Annotated in this window: 19 protein-coding genes; 18 read left to right on the forward strand and 1 reads right to left on the reverse strand. The window is 43.8% G+C overall.

Annotation, left to right across the window (positions count from 1 at the left end; translation table 11 throughout):
• Window positions 1-31 precede the first annotated feature (31 nt).
• Genes flgG through L884_RS0111460 form a run of 7 tightly spaced genes read left to right on the forward strand, consistent with a single transcriptional unit; the run spans window position 32 to window position 6,488 of the window.
• Entirely contained in the window at window positions 32-817 is a 786-nt protein-coding gene (gene flgG, locus L884_RS0111430; protein WP_028767636.1) for a flagellar basal-body rod protein FlgG, read from the forward strand.
• Between the two features lie 49 nt (window positions 818-866).
• On the forward strand, window positions 867-1,535 hold the full coding sequence (gene flgH, locus L884_RS0111435; protein ID WP_028767637.1) for a flagellar basal body L-ring protein FlgH: 669 nt from the start codon (window positions 867-869) through the stop codon (window positions 1,533-1,535).
• A gap of 37 nt (window positions 1,536-1,572) precedes the next feature.
• The gene (locus L884_RS0111440; protein ID WP_028767638.1) at window positions 1,573-2,703 is read left to right on the forward strand and encodes a flagellar basal body P-ring protein FlgI; all 1,131 of its coding nucleotides are present in this window, start codon (window positions 1,573-1,575) and stop codon (window positions 2,701-2,703) included.
• Window positions 2,703-3,116, forward strand: coding sequence for a rod-binding protein (locus L884_RS0111445; RefSeq protein ID WP_028767639.1), 414 nt, complete (start codon window positions 2,703-2,705; stop codon window positions 3,114-3,116). The genes L884_RS0111440 and L884_RS0111445 overlap by 1 nt, the downstream gene beginning before the upstream one ends.
• A 40-nt stretch (window positions 3,117-3,156) precedes the next feature.
• Window positions 3,157-4,530 (forward strand): flagellar hook-associated protein FlgK, encoded by a 1,374-nt coding sequence (gene flgK / locus L884_RS0111450; RefSeq protein WP_028767640.1) that lies wholly within the window; start codon window positions 3,157-3,159, stop codon window positions 4,528-4,530.
• 10 nt (window positions 4,531-4,540) lie between these two features.
• A complete protein-coding gene (gene flgL, locus L884_RS0111455) occupies window positions 4,541-5,458 on the forward strand; it encodes a flagellar hook-associated protein FlgL (RefSeq protein WP_028767641.1) in 918 nt (305 codons plus the stop codon).
• A 19-nt stretch (window positions 5,459-5,477) separates the two neighbouring features.
• The gene (locus tag L884_RS0111460) at window positions 5,478-6,488 is read left to right on the forward strand and encodes a hypothetical protein (protein ID WP_028767642.1); all 1,011 of its coding nucleotides are present in this window, start codon (window positions 5,478-5,480) and stop codon (window positions 6,486-6,488) included.
• 61 nt (window positions 6,489-6,549) lie between these two features.
• On the opposite strand, the gene fliB is transcribed toward L884_RS0111460, so the two are convergent.
• Window positions 6,550-7,734 carry a flagellin lysine-N-methylase gene (gene fliB / locus L884_RS0111465; RefSeq protein ID WP_028767643.1) on the reverse strand — a complete coding sequence of 395 codons (1,185 nt, stop codon included), beginning with the start codon at window positions 7,732-7,734 and terminating at the stop codon, window positions 6,550-6,552.
• A 231-nt stretch (window positions 7,735-7,965) separates the two neighbouring features.
• On the opposite strand from fliB, the gene L884_RS0111470 reads away from it, so the two are divergent.
• The 11 genes from L884_RS0111470 to L884_RS0111520 all read left to right on the forward strand — a co-directional run bounded on the left by L884_RS0111470 (window position 7,966) and on the right by L884_RS0111520 (window position 16,079).
• Window positions 7,966-8,778 (forward strand): flagellin N-terminal helical domain-containing protein, encoded by an 813-nt coding sequence (locus L884_RS0111470; RefSeq protein ID WP_028767644.1) that lies wholly within the window; start codon window positions 7,966-7,968, stop codon window positions 8,776-8,778.
• Between the two features lie 291 nt (window positions 8,779-9,069).
• Complete coding sequence (gene fliD, locus L884_RS0111475) at window positions 9,070-10,458, forward strand: flagellar filament capping protein FliD (RefSeq protein ID WP_028767645.1); 1,389 nt, start codon at window positions 9,070-9,072, stop codon at window positions 10,456-10,458.
• Between the two features lie 14 nt (window positions 10,459-10,472).
• The gene (gene fliS / locus L884_RS0111480) at window positions 10,473-10,853 is read left to right on the forward strand and encodes a flagellar export chaperone FliS (RefSeq protein ID WP_028767646.1); all 381 of its coding nucleotides are present in this window, start codon (window positions 10,473-10,475) and stop codon (window positions 10,851-10,853) included.
• Window positions 10,822-11,148: a hypothetical protein gene (locus L884_RS0111485; protein ID WP_028767647.1), complete on the forward strand. Its 327-nt coding sequence runs from the start codon at window positions 10,822-10,824 to the stop codon at window positions 11,146-11,148. The genes fliS and L884_RS0111485 overlap by 32 nt, the downstream gene beginning before the upstream one ends.
• A complete protein-coding gene (locus L884_RS22630; protein ID WP_028767648.1) occupies window positions 11,141-12,241 on the forward strand; it encodes a flagellar hook-length control protein FliK in 1,101 nt (366 codons plus the stop codon). Before L884_RS0111485 ends, L884_RS22630 begins: the two co-directional genes overlap by 8 nt.
• Window positions 12,242-12,255: 14 nt before the next feature.
• Window positions 12,256-12,711: a flagellar basal body-associated FliL family protein gene (locus tag L884_RS0111495; RefSeq protein ID WP_028767649.1), complete on the forward strand. Its 456-nt coding sequence runs from the start codon at window positions 12,256-12,258 to the stop codon at window positions 12,709-12,711.
• Window positions 12,712-12,721: 10 nt separating this feature from the next.
• Window positions 12,722-13,444 (forward strand): RNA polymerase sigma factor FliA, encoded by a 723-nt coding sequence (locus L884_RS0111500; RefSeq protein WP_028767650.1) that lies wholly within the window; start codon window positions 12,722-12,724, stop codon window positions 13,442-13,444.
• Between the two features lie 14 nt (window positions 13,445-13,458).
• Window positions 13,459-14,316, forward strand: a complete 858-nt coding sequence (motA, locus tag L884_RS0111505) for a flagellar motor stator protein MotA (RefSeq protein ID WP_028767651.1) — start codon at window positions 13,459-13,461, stop codon at window positions 14,314-14,316.
• A complete protein-coding gene (locus L884_RS0111510) occupies window positions 14,316-15,326 on the forward strand; it encodes a flagellar motor protein MotB (RefSeq protein ID WP_028767652.1) in 1,011 nt (336 codons plus the stop codon). The genes motA and L884_RS0111510 overlap by 1 nt, the downstream gene beginning before the upstream one ends.
• Window positions 15,311-15,739, forward strand: a complete 429-nt coding sequence (locus L884_RS0111515; protein WP_028767653.1) for a hypothetical protein — start codon at window positions 15,311-15,313, stop codon at window positions 15,737-15,739. Before L884_RS0111510 ends, L884_RS0111515 begins: the two co-directional genes overlap by 16 nt.
• A 55-nt stretch (window positions 15,740-15,794) precedes the next feature.
• Window positions 15,795-16,079 (forward strand): hypothetical protein, encoded by a 285-nt coding sequence (locus L884_RS0111520; RefSeq protein ID WP_028767654.1) that lies wholly within the window; start codon window positions 15,795-15,797, stop codon window positions 16,077-16,079.
• The last annotated feature ends 362 nt before the right edge of the window (window positions 16,080-16,441 follow it).

Consider the following 16,441-nt stretch of genomic DNA (forward strand, 5'->3'; position numbering starts at 1 on the left):
TTAAAGCTCAGACTTTAAAGGAATTATATCAATGCAATCAGCTTTATGGGTCAGTAAAACCGGCTTAACCGCCCAAGATACTAAGATGACCACCATCGCCAACAACTTGGCCAACGTAAATACCACAGGTTTTAAGCGTGATCGAGTTGCGTTTAATGACTTGTTTTATCAAGTACAACGCCAACCAGGTGGCCAAGTTGACGAACAAAATGAGCTACCATCGGGGTTGCAACTAGGCACAGGAACCCGAGTCGTCGGCACTCAAAAAGTATTCACTTCAGGCGATGTGCTTACCACCAATCAGCAACTTGATTTAGCAATTGAAGGTCAGGGCTTTTTCCAAATAGAGGAAGCCAACGGTGAGATTAGCTATTCCCGTGATGGTCAATTCTATCGTGACAGCGAAGGTTTAATGGTGACATCTCAAGGTTTACCCTTGGTGCCGAATATCGAAATCCCAGAAGACGCACTGACCGTAACTATCGCCAGTGACGGTTTGGTTTCAGCACAAATGGCCGGCCAAGCTGATGCCCAAGAATTAGGACAAATCACCTTAGTGAACTTTACTAATCCAGCGGGTTTGGAAGCACGAGGTAATAACCTTTACCGCGAAACAGGTGCTTCTGGTGCGGCAGTGGAAGGTATCGCTGGCGACCAAGCTTTGGGTCAAATCCGCCAAGGTGCACTTGAAGGAGCAAACGTCAATGTGGTGGAAGAGATGGTAGAGATGATCTCAACTCAACGCGCATACGAGATGAATGCCAAAGTGGTATCGGCATCTGATGACATGCTGAAGTTCTTAAACCAAGCGCTGTAACCAGCGCTTTATCAACGGATAAATGATGACACTCAATATGGGAGCCACTATGCGATTAATCTGGTTAAGCTTAGCAACGGTATGGTTACTGTCTGGCTGCGTAGCACATATTCCAGAAGCCGACACCGCACCGGGTAAACCTGAGTGGGCTCCACCTGAAATAGATTACAGCCTGCCACCAGCAAAAAATGGCAGCGTATATCGCCCTGGTTTTATGCTAACGCTATTCAAAGACAAGCGCGCCTTTCGTGAAGGCGACATTCTTACCGTTGCCCTTGATGAAAAAACCTATTCAAGTAAACGTGCCGACACTAAAACCAGTAAAACAGGGGGCATGTCGATTGATGGCCAAGCAACCACAGGTAGCAATGCTATCAGCGGTAATGGCGAAGCCAACATGGGACGCTCATTTAACGGTACGGGCTCTAGTACCCAACAAAACCAACTATCAGGCTCTATCACAGTAACGGTTGCCAAAGTATTACCCAATGGCGCACTTCTGATCCGCGGCGAAAAATGGCTGCGTCTCAATCAAGGAGATGAATACTTACGTCTGCTAGGACTGATCCGTGCCGATGATATTGGTAACGACAACACCATATCCAGCCAACGCATTGCTGATGCGCGAATTATTTACGGTGGCCAAGGAGCAATTTCAGACAGTAACCGTATGGGATGGGCTGCCAGATACTTTAATAGCCCTTGGTTTCCATTGTAATAAGCCACTAACACCTAACAACGTCAGGATTGTGTGAATGAATAAAATAGCCATGTTTTTGGCCAGTATGCTGCTCAGCTTAGTGCCTTTGCTTCCGGCTCAGGCGCAAGTACAGCATAGATATTTGATGGACATTGTCGATGTACAAGGGATCCGTGATAACCAACTTGTTGGTTACGGCTTAGTTGTCGGTTTAGATGGCACTGGCGACCGTACTCAAGTGCGCTTTACTAGCCAATCAATCGTTAACATGCTCAAGCAATTTGGGGTGCAAATTGACGATAAAACAGATCCAAAACTAAAAAACGTTGCCGCTGTAGCGGTACATGCCACAGTGCCACCTCTGGCGAGTCCCGGGCAAACTCTCGACATTACCGTATCATCGCTTGGCGATGCCAAAAGCCTACGTGGCGGTACCTTACTAATGACCCCTATGCGTGCTGTTGATGGCGAGATCTATGCTGTTGCTCAAGGTAACTTAGTCGTGGGCGGCATTTCGGCTCAAGGTCGTAATGGTAGCTCTGTCACCATCAATGTGCCGACGGTAGGCAATATCCCTAATGGCGCACTCCTCGAAGCACCAATGAGCAGCGATTTCAATGATAACGAAAATATCGTACTGAATCTTATTGATCCAAGTTTCAAGACTGCACGCAATATCGAACGTGCTGTAAATGAACTCTTTGGTCCCGATGTTGCGACAGCTGATAGCAGCGCAAAGGTTATCGTACGCGCGCCTAAATCAAATCGGGAACGCGTCACGTTTATGTCTATGCTAGAGGAGCTGCAAATAGAGCAAGGTCGTAAAACGCCGCGAGTTGTATTTAATAGCCGCACAGGCACAGTCGTTATGGGTGGCGATGTTGTCGTACGCAAAGCGGCTGTTAGCCATGGCAATTTAACTGTAACTATCGTTGAGCAAGAATCAGTAAGCCAACCAAATGGGGCTTATCTGGGTCAAGCACAAGGTGAAACCGTAGTCACTACAGATAGCCAAATTGATATTGATACAGGCAATGGTCATATGTTTGTCTGGCCAGAAGGAATTGCTCTTAATGACATAGTACGTGCAGTTAATAGCCTCGGCGCATCACCTATGGATCTAATGGCAATATTACAAGCCTTAAACGAAGCCGGCGCACTCGAAGCTGAATTGGTAGTGATCTAATGAAAATCGACAATAACCACAGTTACCTCAACCAGCTTGATGCTGGTGACTTAATTAAAGCCAACGGTGAGCATGGTGCACTCAAGCTAGTAAGCCAACAATTCGAAGCTCAGTTTTTACAAACTGTTCTGAAACAGATGCGCTCAGCCTCAGACGTTATGGCAGATAAAGACAGCCCGTTATCTTCACAAAATGATGGTATGTATCGCGATTGGCACGATGCAGAACTTGCAGGCCGACTCAGTCAAATGCAAAGCACAGGCTTAGCGGAGGTGATGACCAAACAATTGTCGGCTGGGCTTAAGTCTAAGCCAGAGACGGTCGCCTCTAATAATCAACCACACAACGGGCCAACAACTCATGCTATGCAGCCTGCTTTGATATTGCCCTTTATAAATAAATTACCAGAGTAAATCGCGCCCAGTCGCCATAATTGCTAAATAAGGATTCACAATGAGCATGCTCAATATTGGTATGTCAGGGCTAAATGCCAGCATGGCAGCCTTAACCGTTACCTCAAATAACCTCGCCAGCGCAATGGTGCCAGGTTATTCACGGCAGCATGCCATGCTCAGCTCTGTGGGGAATGGCATTTATGGCAGTGGTTCAGGGGCGATGGTCGATGGGGTACGTCGTATCTCTGATCAATACGAAGTAGCACAGCTTTGGAATACCACTAGCAACTTAAGCTTCTCTAAAACCCAAGCCAGTTACTTTGGCCAAGTAGAGCAAATATTTGGCTCTGAGGGCAATAATATTTCTGCTGGCTTAGATCAGCTATTTGCCTCTTTAAACTCTGCGATGGAGCAACCGAATGAAATTGCTCATCGACAAGGCTTTTTAAATGAAGCTAAGGCAATAACGCAACGCTTTAACTCTATTAGCGAAGGGCTAAATGCTCAAGTGTCACAAATTGAAGGGCAAATACATGCATCTGCCAAAGAGATAAATGCGCAGCTAGCTACCATTGCCAGTTTCAATGCCGATATTCAAAAAGCCAATGCTAGCGGCAATGTGCCATTAACCTTACTCGATGCAAGAGATGCGGCCGTAGATGATTTATCACAAATTATCGATGTAAAAGTCGTTGAAGATGCCGACGGTATGTTCAATATCTCGCTTGCCCAAGGCCAGCCGCTACTTGCTGGAACAAAAGCGTCTAAAATTACAGTTAACCCAGATCCTGCCTCACCGCGCTTTAATCAAGTCAGCATCCAGTTTGGTCAATCGAGTTTTCCCGTTGATGAAAGCGCTGGCGGCAGCCTAGGTTCGTTAATCGACTATCGAGAAAATAGTCTGCTTAACTCAATAGCCTTTATTGATGAATTAGCGATGACTATGGCTGACGAATTTAATAACGTGCTTGGCGCTGGTACAGATTTAAACGGAAATACACCAAGTCAGCAGCTATTTAGTTACGATCCAACCAATCCTGCAGGCAGCTTAACCATAACGGCAGGCTTTAGCGCCGACATGCTGGCATTCAGTAAAGATGGCACTCCAGGAGACAATAGCAATTTAAAAGATCTGGTTGAGCTCGCCAACAAAAGCTTCTCTTTTAGCTCCATGGGAGTAGAAGCAACTATGGGCGATGTCTTTGCCAGTAAAATTGGTGAATTAGGTTCTGCCTCTCGTCAAGCACAAATGAGTGAAGACACCGCAGAAAAACTGCAGATAGAAGCGCAAACCCAATGGGCGAGCACCAGTGGAGTGAATATTGACGAAGAAGGTGCAAACCTCATTATGTACCAGCAAGCATATCAAGCAAACGCCAAGGTGATCGCGACTGCTGACCAACTATTCCAAACTATTTTGAACAGTATTTAAGGACATTTGTATGCGCGTTAGTATGATGAACCTGTATAACAACAATCTACACAGCTTACAAAAATCAACCTTTGATATTTCTAGGCTCAATGAAATGATGTCAACGGGCAAAGCTATTTTACGTCCATCGGATGACCCTATTGGCTCTGTTAAAGTTATTGGTAGCCAAAGAGATATGGCTGCAACTAACCAATATTTAGATAATACCGAGTCACTATCAACAAGCCTCAGTCGCTCTGAAACCTATATGTCGAGCATGGTTGAACTACAAGGGCGGATGCGTGAGATCACCATCTCAGCCAGCAACGGTAGTTTATCGCCAGAAGACAGAGAGGCTTATGCTGCAGAGCTAAATGAGTTGCTAGAAACTTTTGTCGATACAGTTAACGCTAAAGATGAAGCAGGGAACTATCTGTTTTCCGGTAACAAAACCGACACCGCTCCAATTGGTAAAGATGCCAATGGTAACTATGTCTATCAAGGTGATAGCAGCACTCGTGAAGTTCAAACTTCGACCTCCTCATGGATGACAGCTAACAGCACTGCTGCCGACTTTCTATTTTCGAATGGTAGCACTGATATTCTCAATCAAACCAAAGACTTTATAGCGGTACTTGAAGACCCTACATTATCTCCCGGCTCAGCAGCTTTCGATCAAGCTTCAACAGATATGCAAACCAGCTTAGATGACAGCCTTAATAGTATTAGTTCAGCCATTACCGATATCGGTGGCAAACAAAATACCCTCAGCTTAGTGCAAGCATCACACGAGGAGCGAGTACTGTTTAATAAAGAAGTGATTGGTGAAACCGAAGGCTTAGATTATGCTCAAGCAACCGCTGAGTTTAATGTTAAGCTCACAGCATTAAAGGTTACTCAGCAAACTTTTGTGCAAGTTTCGCAGCTGTCTTTATTTAATCACATCTAAGTAAACCTAAAAGAAAATTATGCTAAACGGGATTTCAGATTCACTTCATGTTCAACAGCGCAGCCCAAGTGTTGCGCCAACTGCGGCTCCACAAGCCGCAGCGCAATCACCAAATCCCGCTCAAGCCGCGAGCATCCCAGGCCATAGATTAGAAAGCTACAATAAATGGGCTAAAGTCACTCAAGGACAGCACAAGGTGAGCGCACAACAAGTTGCTGAACAAGGCTTAAAACAAGTTAAGTCTTTACTCTCTCAACTGCAGCAACAAGGACAACAGGCACTAACCTCTGGCGCGAACAGTAATAAACTTGAGCAAATTCAGCAGCGACTATGCCAAATAGAAATTAGTTATTTAGGCCAACCTCTGATTGATCACCAACTCAATTTAATCTCGAACCAACGACCAGCAGCAAAACATAGCTTTACGCTAAAGTCTGTTGAACTAACCACGGCAAAGCCTCGTGACGAACTGGTTCAAGTACAACTTGGTAAAGGATCAGCCCAAGCACTATTGCCTGCCAACGCCCAACCTCACGAACTCGCTAATCAACTAAAAAGCGCCTTCGCTAAGCTGGATATTGAGCTACAGCACTCAGTTGATAATCGCTTACTTTTTCAAGCGAATACCCAGCAATGGCAACAAATTCAACACGGATTATTGATGACCGGGCAAGGTCAGCGATTACCCGCTGGCGATGCTAGAACCATAAAGGTACAGCCACAACTCAATTGGCAAGATCCGCAAGAATGGCGTTTCAATAGCCGTGAAAACATTAAGCAATCTCTAGCCAAAGTGGCAAAGTCAGCCCACAAGGTCGATGCACAATTACGTGAGCTGCAAACCAGTCAACAGCATATTCAGCAACAATTGCAAAAAGCCAGTCAGGTAAAGGATGCCGCCCTCAATGTAGAGTCGACTCTAGAAGCTTTATCAGGCTTAATGCAACCATCGCCATTCAAACTGAAGCTAAACTCGCTAATGGCGCAAGCTAATATTACTCGCCCGCAAGTCTCTTCGCTCTTGGAGTAATGATATCCATGCAACGGCGTCAGTAGGAGTTGTGACGCCGTAGCTTATGAGTATTTGAGCATTAATTGGCTTTACTTAACAGCGTCAAAATTGCTGCCAATTCATCAAATTTCGCTTGCGCCAATATCTCTGTCACGTACTGACTGTAATTCGCTTTGTGCTGTCGGTTGGTATGATAAACCTGAAAACACATAATAATATCGTGCTCAGATAATCCTTGTTTACTTGCAGCTATTACCGCTAGGTAGCAACGCAGCATAAACAGATCTAACAGCATGACTCTAAAGGCTTCTGACGGAGTTAATGTATCGACCTGTGGAAATTGCATATGATAAAGGTAATAGCATAGATAACGGCTAAATAGCTGCGGATGACCCGATAACGCCGGCAACGCAATCTGTTGCCATGCCTGATTAATGCTTGCCATAGGAATGTTTTGTTTATCATCAGCTAAAGCACATATCGCTTGATTGATTTGCTCAAAACGGCTGCGGCCACGCCTAATTTTATTGGTATTGAGCCAAAGCTGGATCGAGGTAAAAGCATGCATTTGATGCTCATCAGTATTTTGATTAAAGCCATCAAAATGTTGCTTAAGCTGACCATTGTCACTTAACGCAATCAACTGCAAAAACATATTATCAAGCGCCGTAGTGTCAAGTTCCCCCAAAGCGACCCTATCGGCTGTTTTCATTAAAATACCAATAGCTGTTAAACCAAGTTCCAGTGGCTGCTCTGGCTTTAACAATAACTGAATCGAGTAGTCATAGGCCTTTTGCGCCCACAAAGGCGTTGCCTTAAAAGCACGATTATGATTAATCGTCTGACGCTCTAAGCTAAATGCATCATCTCTAAATAAAATATTGCGCGCAGCTTCAGGGCAGGATAACGATAGGCTCTCATAACGATCACCACCACGCATATGCGCCATTCTTGGATAGGTCTTACAAGTATCACTGAGTAGCGACTCACCCGCCTTAGCATGAATTTGACAGAGGTTATTGGCATCTAAGAAGCCGCAAGCGCCATTATCATTCAGCACTGCCGTGGCCCATACTCCATCACTCTTCTTTACTTTTTTTAACGCTGTTTTAGCTATCTCTTTAAGCTCGTTATGAGCCAGCGTTTTTTTATAGCTCTGCTTATCAATATGAATATTCCAGCCATAACAGCAACTATCCTCACAGTCGCCCCCAATACAACTAAATTGAGTAACAAACTGAGGTCTAACAAGTAAATGCTTCATTGTGGTTCACTTTTCAAGCCTAAATTTCTCTATTAAAAGCGACCTAAATGACAAATCCCTAAAACATTTTTGCAGATAAACCAATAAATTTAAAAAATATATTAGCTTAAAATTCATAGCCTTACATTGGATTTGGCAAGTAATTTCACCTCTGGCTTTCAGTTTCCAATTCCGTTGTCGTTTTAAAGTTATAGACATCAAATAACCCGTTAAAACTCAAAGGAATATCCCATGCTATCAGTAATGACAAACAACGCGTCAAACATCGCACAAAATGCTGTAACTAAAAATAACGACCTACTAAGCAACGCTATGGAGCGTTTATCAACTGGTCTTCGTATCAATAGCGCTGCTGATGACGCTGCTGGTCTACAGATTGCAACTCGTCTAAACGCTAACGTAACAGGTATGGAAACGGCTAGCCGTAACGTTTCTGATGCGACTTCTATGCTACAAACTGCAGATGGTGCACTAGACGAGCTAAACAACATCGCTTCTCGCCAAAAAGAGCTAGCAACTCAAGCTGCTAACGGCGTGAACTCAGCAGAAGATCTAGCGGCACTAGATTCTGAGTACAAAGCACTAAACGCAGAAGCTATTCGTATCATCGATAACACTGAATACGGCGGAAACAAGCTATTCACTGAGCTAGATGGTGCTGTTGATTTCCAAATCGGTGCTTCTTCTGCTGAAAAATTAACGGTAACGACAACAGTTGCTGCTGACGTTAAAGCATTATTTGTTGGTGAACTAACTGACCAAGCAGCTGCGGTTGCAGAAATTGACAACGTTAACGATATCATCGATGCAGTTGGCGCAGAACGCTCTAACTTAGGTGCAAGCATTAACCGTTTAGGTCACACAGCATCTAACCTAACTAACGTTACCGAAAACACTAAAGCCGCTGCTGGCCGTATCATGGATACAGACTTTGCTGTAGAAACAGCTGCGATGACTAAGAACCAGTTATTAGTTCAAGCTGGTACTAACATTCTATCTTCTTCAAACCAAAACACGGGTTTGGTTATGGGTCTATTGGGCTAATCTTCCTCCCTGGTATCCCAATATCAAAAGGAGCCTTTCGGCTCCTTTTTTATTTCGCCATTATCGCCAAAACACTTCAGCCTGCCACAACAAATGTCGCCTTATATTTATAGATAAATCAGTGATATTTAGCCCTTATTTGACAACGGAAGTAACACTTCCTTATAGGCGATTACAAACGGAAGAACGTAGGTCATTACCAACCACACCTACAAAACAAACAATTTAAAAAACAAATACTTAAATTTATGGCACAAAGGTTGCCATTCCTTTGTGAATTGGAGAGAGAACATGATTTCAGGTATGGGTGGCGCCTCATTCGCCGAACAACTTATTGCCACTGAACGTATGGGCAAAGATCAAATCTTTGAGAGCAACAAGAACAAGTATGAATCGCAGCTTGATGCATACAAAATTCTTGAGCGCAGCTTAGATAAGATGACCAGTAATCTTGAAAAGATTAATGGAGACGCGTTTGAAAGCAAAACGTCATCAATTAGCGATGACAACGCCACAATTACCGTTGATAGCGGTGCTCCTACTGGTAATTATGATTTACACGTAGAACAGCTCGCACAAGCTCACCAACTAACTAAAAGTTTTGCTAGCGAAGATGCACTCATTCCTACAAGCGGGGTTATTGAGATCCAGCTAGGAACAGATCCTGCCGACACCATTAGTCTCGACATGGCCGCTTTAAATCCAGATGGGACAGCTACAGTAAAAGATCTCACCAAGATGATTAATGATCACTCTGCTAACCCTGGCGTACAAGCATCGTTAGTCAGAACAGGTGGTCAAGTAGAACTAATGCTGTCTTCAAAGGAATCTGGCGCGGCTAATAACATTAGCGTCAATTACAACGGCGCCGATTGGGGCATGACAGAGCGCCGAGCAGCCCAAGATGCCAAGGTAAACCTGAACGGTATCGACATCACCAGTAGCAGCAACAATTTAGCCAATGTTATTGATGGGGTGTCAATTGAGTTAAATAAAACTCATGCAGCTGGCGAAAGCAGCAGTATCAACATTGTCTCTGATACCGAATCCAGCGAGCAAGCTGTAGAAGATTTTGTAGATATCTTCAACGACTTGATGGATGAGATTAATAAGCTGACTCGCTCAATGGGTAGTGAGGAGTTAGATGAGCTCAACAAAGAAAACGCCGATAAAGATGACAATAGCGATGATGAAGATGACAAAGATAAAGATGATGACTTTAACTCTTCAATCACTGAAGACCAGCTAGGTGTTTTAAAAGGTGACTCGAGCATCAGAATGCTACAACAAGGCATGCGAGATGCGATTTTTGACGCAGCGCCAAACGGTATGCGTTTATCTGATATCGGTGTAGAGATGGGCCGAGATGGCAAACTGGAAATCGATTCTGACAAGCTGTCTAAAGCACTAAAAGATGACCCTAATGCTATCCAAGCAATGTTTACCGACAGCGGCAGCTATATCGATCGTCTCGACAACCTAATTGACCCTTTCACTAAGTTCCAAGGCTCAATGGATCTCAAAAAAGAGAACCTTGAAAAGCAGATTGAGCGCGTTGAAACCAGCATGGATAACCATGACCGCCAAATGGAGCAAAGGTACCAAATTTACCTCGCGCAATTTACGGCAATGGAAAACACCATTAACCAACTTAACTCAGCCAGCTCGCTATTCTACTAAGGAGTGATTGCCAAATGCTAAACGAGCACGACCCATTCAACGCTTACAAGCAGACCTCTATCAATGCGAGAGCTGCGGCGGCTAACCCCCATGAAATGGTACGAATGTTACTCGACGGACTGTTAGAAGAGATCCAACGAGCAGCTGGGTTTATGCAACGTAAAAGCTTTGAGGAAAAAGGACAGAGCATTAATAAATGTCTCAACATTGTGCATGGCTTAGATTCTATGCTCGATCTCGAAAACGGCAGCGAAGTGGCCACTAAACTTAATCAACTTTATGACTACTGCAGTCGTCAGTTGGTTATCGCCAGCGTTGAAAACAGTACAACCGCCCTCATTCCAATTACTAAGGTCATTACAGATGTCAGAGCCGGATGGGCCAATCTCAATTGAGCAATGGCAACGATTTGAACAGGCTTTGCTATTTCATGCAGCCGCACAAGACTGGGAAAAATTAGTGGTAGTGAATCAGAAAATGACCAATGCCCTAATAAAGTCCGGAAAGCCGACAACGCGCATGCAACTGCTTGCGCGCCAATCTTTGGCTGCAACTCACAAAAACATCGTCGAGCAAATACAGCAAACGCAACAGCAACTCAAGCAAGAAATGCATCAATTCAAAATGCAGCAAGATGGCCTAGCGGCCTATCAATTTACCTGTGCCAGTGCTGGAGTTGATCATGAATAACTTTGTATTAATCAACACCAATGTCACCACGTCTGCTGCGAGTAATGGTCAAATAAAGCCATCGAACTCAACTTCAGCAATCGCTAATGCAGGTTCAGAAAACACTAACGAGGCGATGCCGTTTTCATTAGCATCAGCTCAAATAACACCGGCATCAACAAGCTTTAATGCAGGTGTATATGCAGCCACAGCGGTAACCGCCAATGTATATCAGCAACCAGCGATTACTAGCTCAATTAACTCAACCACTAACGGCAACGTATATCATAACGATAGCAAGCCATTAGCCGATTTGAATAACAACCAAGCAGGGGTGAATATTCATTTTACTGCGGCCAAAAATGATGCAACAACCGCCGTAATCACGCCGCAAATACATCAGCCACAAACTGCTGCAAAAACAAATTCAAACATAGAGAAAGTCACCACATCCTCGCTAAGCAACATAGGCTTAAATGGCGAACAACACCTAACTCAAAGCTACACACCAAGCCGAGAACAGGGATTAGTGAAGCCTGCGATGAACCCAGCTTTCACTCATATGTCTGCACTGCAAAGTCCATTTACTAATCCACTATCAGAGAGCAGTAATTTGGATAATATCGAGTCTGTAACTAACCAATTATTGGTTAACAACACTCGTTCACCAGCAGCCGTTGCCCAGTGGGGACCAATATCGGTCAGCCAATCAGCCCCACTATTACAGCAATCGCACGACATGCTGTCACCACTTCGCGAGCAAATACGCTTTCAAATTGATCAGCAAATCAAGCAAGCAGAGATCCGTCTAGACCCGCCAGAGCTAGGCAAAATTGAACTCAATGTGCGCTTAGAAGGCGACCGTTTACAAATACAGATGCACGCGGCAAACCCTGTAGTACGTGACGCTTTGCTAGCAGGGCTAGAGAGACTGCGTGGTGATTTAGCCAATGATCATGGCGGCCAAATAGATGTTGATATAGGTCAAGGCGAGTCTTCAAAAGAGCGCCAGCAGCAAAATAACCAACCTGATATTCAGCTAGCAAGCTTGCGTGAACCATTGACCTTTTCACATGAAAATCAGCTACAAGATCATGTTGATCTACTTGCATAACCTAGGACAAATTCATGGCATTAACTAAAAAATCAGGTAAACGATTTAGCATTTTTTGCTTACTAATGGGTTGGACCGCAGCTACATTTTGGCTTGGAACCCAATCGTCGCAACTAATTGATAATGACTTTTTTGCTGCAGAAAAAGAAGTTAAAACCGCGCAGTTCTATCCGTTAGAAAAATTTGTTATTTCCATTCCCGGTGATGAATATCCGCACTACTTATTACTTGAAATGGCATTTAAAAGTCGCTCTGCAAATGTAGCCCACACTATTAAGCAAGCAGATCCGGTAATAAAAAACTCATTAATGAAGATGTTCTCCAAGAAGCATTTCAATGAGTTAAATAACTCTGAACAGTTTGAGTCACTACAAAAAGAAGCCCATGGCTTGCTATCAACTGTGCTGGCTAGCAATGATTTTGCTATCGAGCTAGACGAAGTTCTATTCACCCGTATGGTCATTCAATAAAGGTTTTGTAATGAATACAGCTCAATCTGCTTATCAAGAAGTTAGCGAAGATATTAGCGCCAAACGCTTATCTGAAAGCCAAGTGATGACTCAGTACCTACCTTTAGTTAAACGTGCTGTATCACAACTGAGAAGTCATTGTGGCTCGGTGTTAGCTGTTGAGGATATGGAGCAAATTGGGCTAATGGCGCTGCTTGAGTCGGCAAGACGTTATCCGGGGGAATACGATAACGGCTTTATCTCATTTGCAGGCCAACGGATCAGAGGCGCCATTCTTGATGAGCTTCGCCGTCAAGATTGGCGCCCTCGACCTGTCAGACAGCAGGCCCACGAACTCAATGACATGGTACGAAAGCTGACTCGAAAACTTGAACGGGAACCAAGCGATAATGAAATAGCTGAAGCTTTGTCTCTCAGCCCCGCTGAATATCGTGAACGCTTGTATGCCTCACAATCTGAATCGATGCATAGTTTAGATGAGTTAATAAGTGATGGTCGTCATTTCATTGATAACAGTGATATTTTGGAGCAATTTTCAGCAAAAGAATATTTATTCCAAGCTATTTTAAAATTAAACAAAAGAGAACAGCTGATCCTGTCGCTTTACTATCAACATGAACTTAATTTAAAAGAAATCGCCGCCACTTTAGGTCTAACAGAAACACGTATTTGCCAACTGCACAAACAAGCTGTTAAGCAATTACATAGTATCTACCAACAGTGGGAACGGTGACTAAGTGAGATAGTATGAGCAAACTGGTAGGGCTAATAATCATAATTTTGTCGGTGTTTGGTGGCTATATATGGGCAGGAGGCTCTCTAATTTCCCTATGGCAACCAGCTGAAATACTGATTATTTTTGGCGCTGGTGTTGGAGCATTAATTATCGCGAACCCTAAGCCAGTACTGATTGAAATGATTGAACAGCTCAAAGAGATTGTAAAAGTTGAGCAGGAAGATCCTGAGCTTTACCCTCAACTGTTTGGCTTAATGGGCATGCTAATGTCTCAAATCCAAGCGCAAGGATTACGCGTACTCGACGATCACCTTGAAAACCCACGTGAAAGCTCATTATTTTTAATGTACCCAGCAGTTTTAGAGCACCCAAACGTACTTAACTTCCTTATTGATAACCTTAGACTGCAATCAATTGGCAAAATATCACCACACGATTTAGAGCATATTCTCGAAGAAGAGATCCACCGAATTGAAGAAGACAGAATGCGCCCTTCTCACGCTTTAGCCAAAACAGCCGAAGCTATGCCAGGCTTTGGTATTTTAGCTGCCGTTATGGGGATCATCATTACCATGTCTAATATTGATGGCCCAATCACCATGATAGGTGTAAAAGTCGCAGCCGCGCTAGTTGGTACTTTTATCGGTATTTTTGCCTGCTACTGTTTATTCGATCCACTTTCTAAAGCACTGGAACATCTTGTTGAGCGCAAGTCAGCACAACTACGCTGCGTAGCCGCAGCCCTGAGCGCATTTGCCAAAGGTAAACCACCAATGCAAGCGGTTGATGCAGGCAGAAAACAAATCCAAAGTGAAAACCGCCCAAGCTTTATTGAGCTTGAACGCTGGATGGTGGAGCAGAAAAGCTAATGCTGACACGATCAGATCCCATCGTCATTCGACGTAAAAAACAAGCCAAAAGCAAACCCGCACATGGCGGCGCTTGGAAAGTTGCTTTTGCTGACTTTACCTTAGCAATGATGGCGCTTTTCATGGTGCTATGGATTATGCAAATAGCCGATCAGCAAGAGCGAACCATGATAGTGCAGTACTTAAATGGTGACCTTTATGACAATGGCTCCATCAATCCATTTGATTTGGGTGGCGCCCCCTCAATGTTGGAGTTTCAAGGCAACCTAGGTATACAGCAAGCGGTGCTACCAGCCACCTCAACAGGGGTAGATAAAAGTGGCCCAGCCATGCATAACCGTATTCCCTTTGGCGAAGAAAATGCAAAAGCAGGTAAAGGGCCAGAGTTAAATTCACTGGTTCCCGGAAAATTTGAAACCCAAGCCCAATTAGAGTTCTTAGCTAAAGAGATAGATAACGTCATCAAAGATATTAGTATGGGGGCAAATGTTGACCTACAAGTCGTCCCGCAAGGGGTTCGCATATTAATGCACGATAACGTTCACCAGTTCATGTTCACCCGCGGAAGCGCAGAAATGATGCCCTACTTTGAAGATCTACTGATGGCACTCGCGCCTCTTTTAACAAAAGTAGAGAACAAAATTACTATTTCTGGCCATACTGATTCAAGCCCCTATGCCGGTAAAACTTTCACTAATTGGGAGCTTTCAAGTAAACGAGCGCTACTAGCAAGACGAGTATTAGAGTATGGCGGGATCAAGCGTAGTCAAGTAATACAAGTGACGGGCATGGCAGACCAAGCTCCTTATGTTGTTAATGATCCTGCCGCAGCAGCTAACCGCCGTATAGAGGTTTTAGTCATGACCTCCGCAGCAGAAAACCAGTTAAAACAGATGATGGGCATCCCCGTTGAACCAAGCGCTGCGAAAGCCGAATTACAACAAGCAAAGCAAGCAGCTGAAAGAAATCAAGCTAGGGTCAGATACCCACAACAATGGACAAACCAATAATTGCCGAAGGCGAGTTTATTAGTGCAGATAAACAGCCAAGCGTAGAGCAAATAGCGCACGAAGATCGAGAACATGTTCGGTTTAGTCTAAGACAAAGAGAGCAGCAAGATATTAGCTTCGCATGTGATGGCATTACAGTGACACTTATAAAAAGCCATTACTTATTCAACAAAAAAATAGGCATTGCCAATATAAAAAACGTTGGCTTAGGTGGAGTTGGCTTCATTAGTAGTTCGACTCTACAACCGAAACAGATTATTGATATTGATTTAGATGGTGAGCGGTTTCAAATCCAAATCATGCGCCTAGAGAAGATCAATCGCAAACTTAATTTTGTTGGGGCTAGGTGGACAGAAAAAGATGAAAAAAGGATAAGTTACATCACCACTAAAATTTACAATATGAGTAATTAGCAGCTTTAACAAATTAAAAAATATTGGGTATTCCGTGACGAATAAGGAGATCACAATGCCTGCTTCATACGAGCGAAAAGGACCTGACGCCTTACAAAAGCTCTTTTTATACTTGATCATTTTTGACTGGATCATTCTGATCTACTTAATTGTTTCCATAAAAGATATGTCGTTTCAACACGGTGCAATGACTTCAGTTGCGGTAGCAGTATTTAACCTCATTTTGGTCAATCTTTGCTTTAGGCGAGCACGTAGAGCTGAGGATGGTTACCAGATCTATCCCGTTATCATAGGTGCGTTACTGTCATTTGTGCTTATTGCTTACTACTTTTTCTTTTAAATAAAGCCAACAGCTAACGATACATTCACAAGCATAGCTTCGAATTACTTCCCCTTATTATTTTAATAAACAAAACCTCATGATCCCTAAAGCCAACGATTAAGTTGGCTTATAGCTGTTGTCACAAACCCATCTAGATCCGGCGCTTCACTGTTCGGGCTTTTTATTTCCCCATCTACGTTCAGTCATCTTTCGTTATTTGCGCCTGGAAATGTCCAGCTACGCTAACGCTCATAAACACATCGCTAGCGCGATATTCGCCCTACTCGGTTCGCGCAGCGAACACATGGGGGTGAAAGTGAGGCGCTTTGAATACGCAGTATTCAGACTCGCTTGAACGCGGAGAAGCTTGCCTTCGAAGC

This window comes from Shewanella fidelis ATCC BAA-318, assembly GCF_000518605.1.
Lineage (GTDB): Bacteria > Pseudomonadota > Gammaproteobacteria > Enterobacterales > Shewanellaceae > Shewanella > Shewanella fidelis.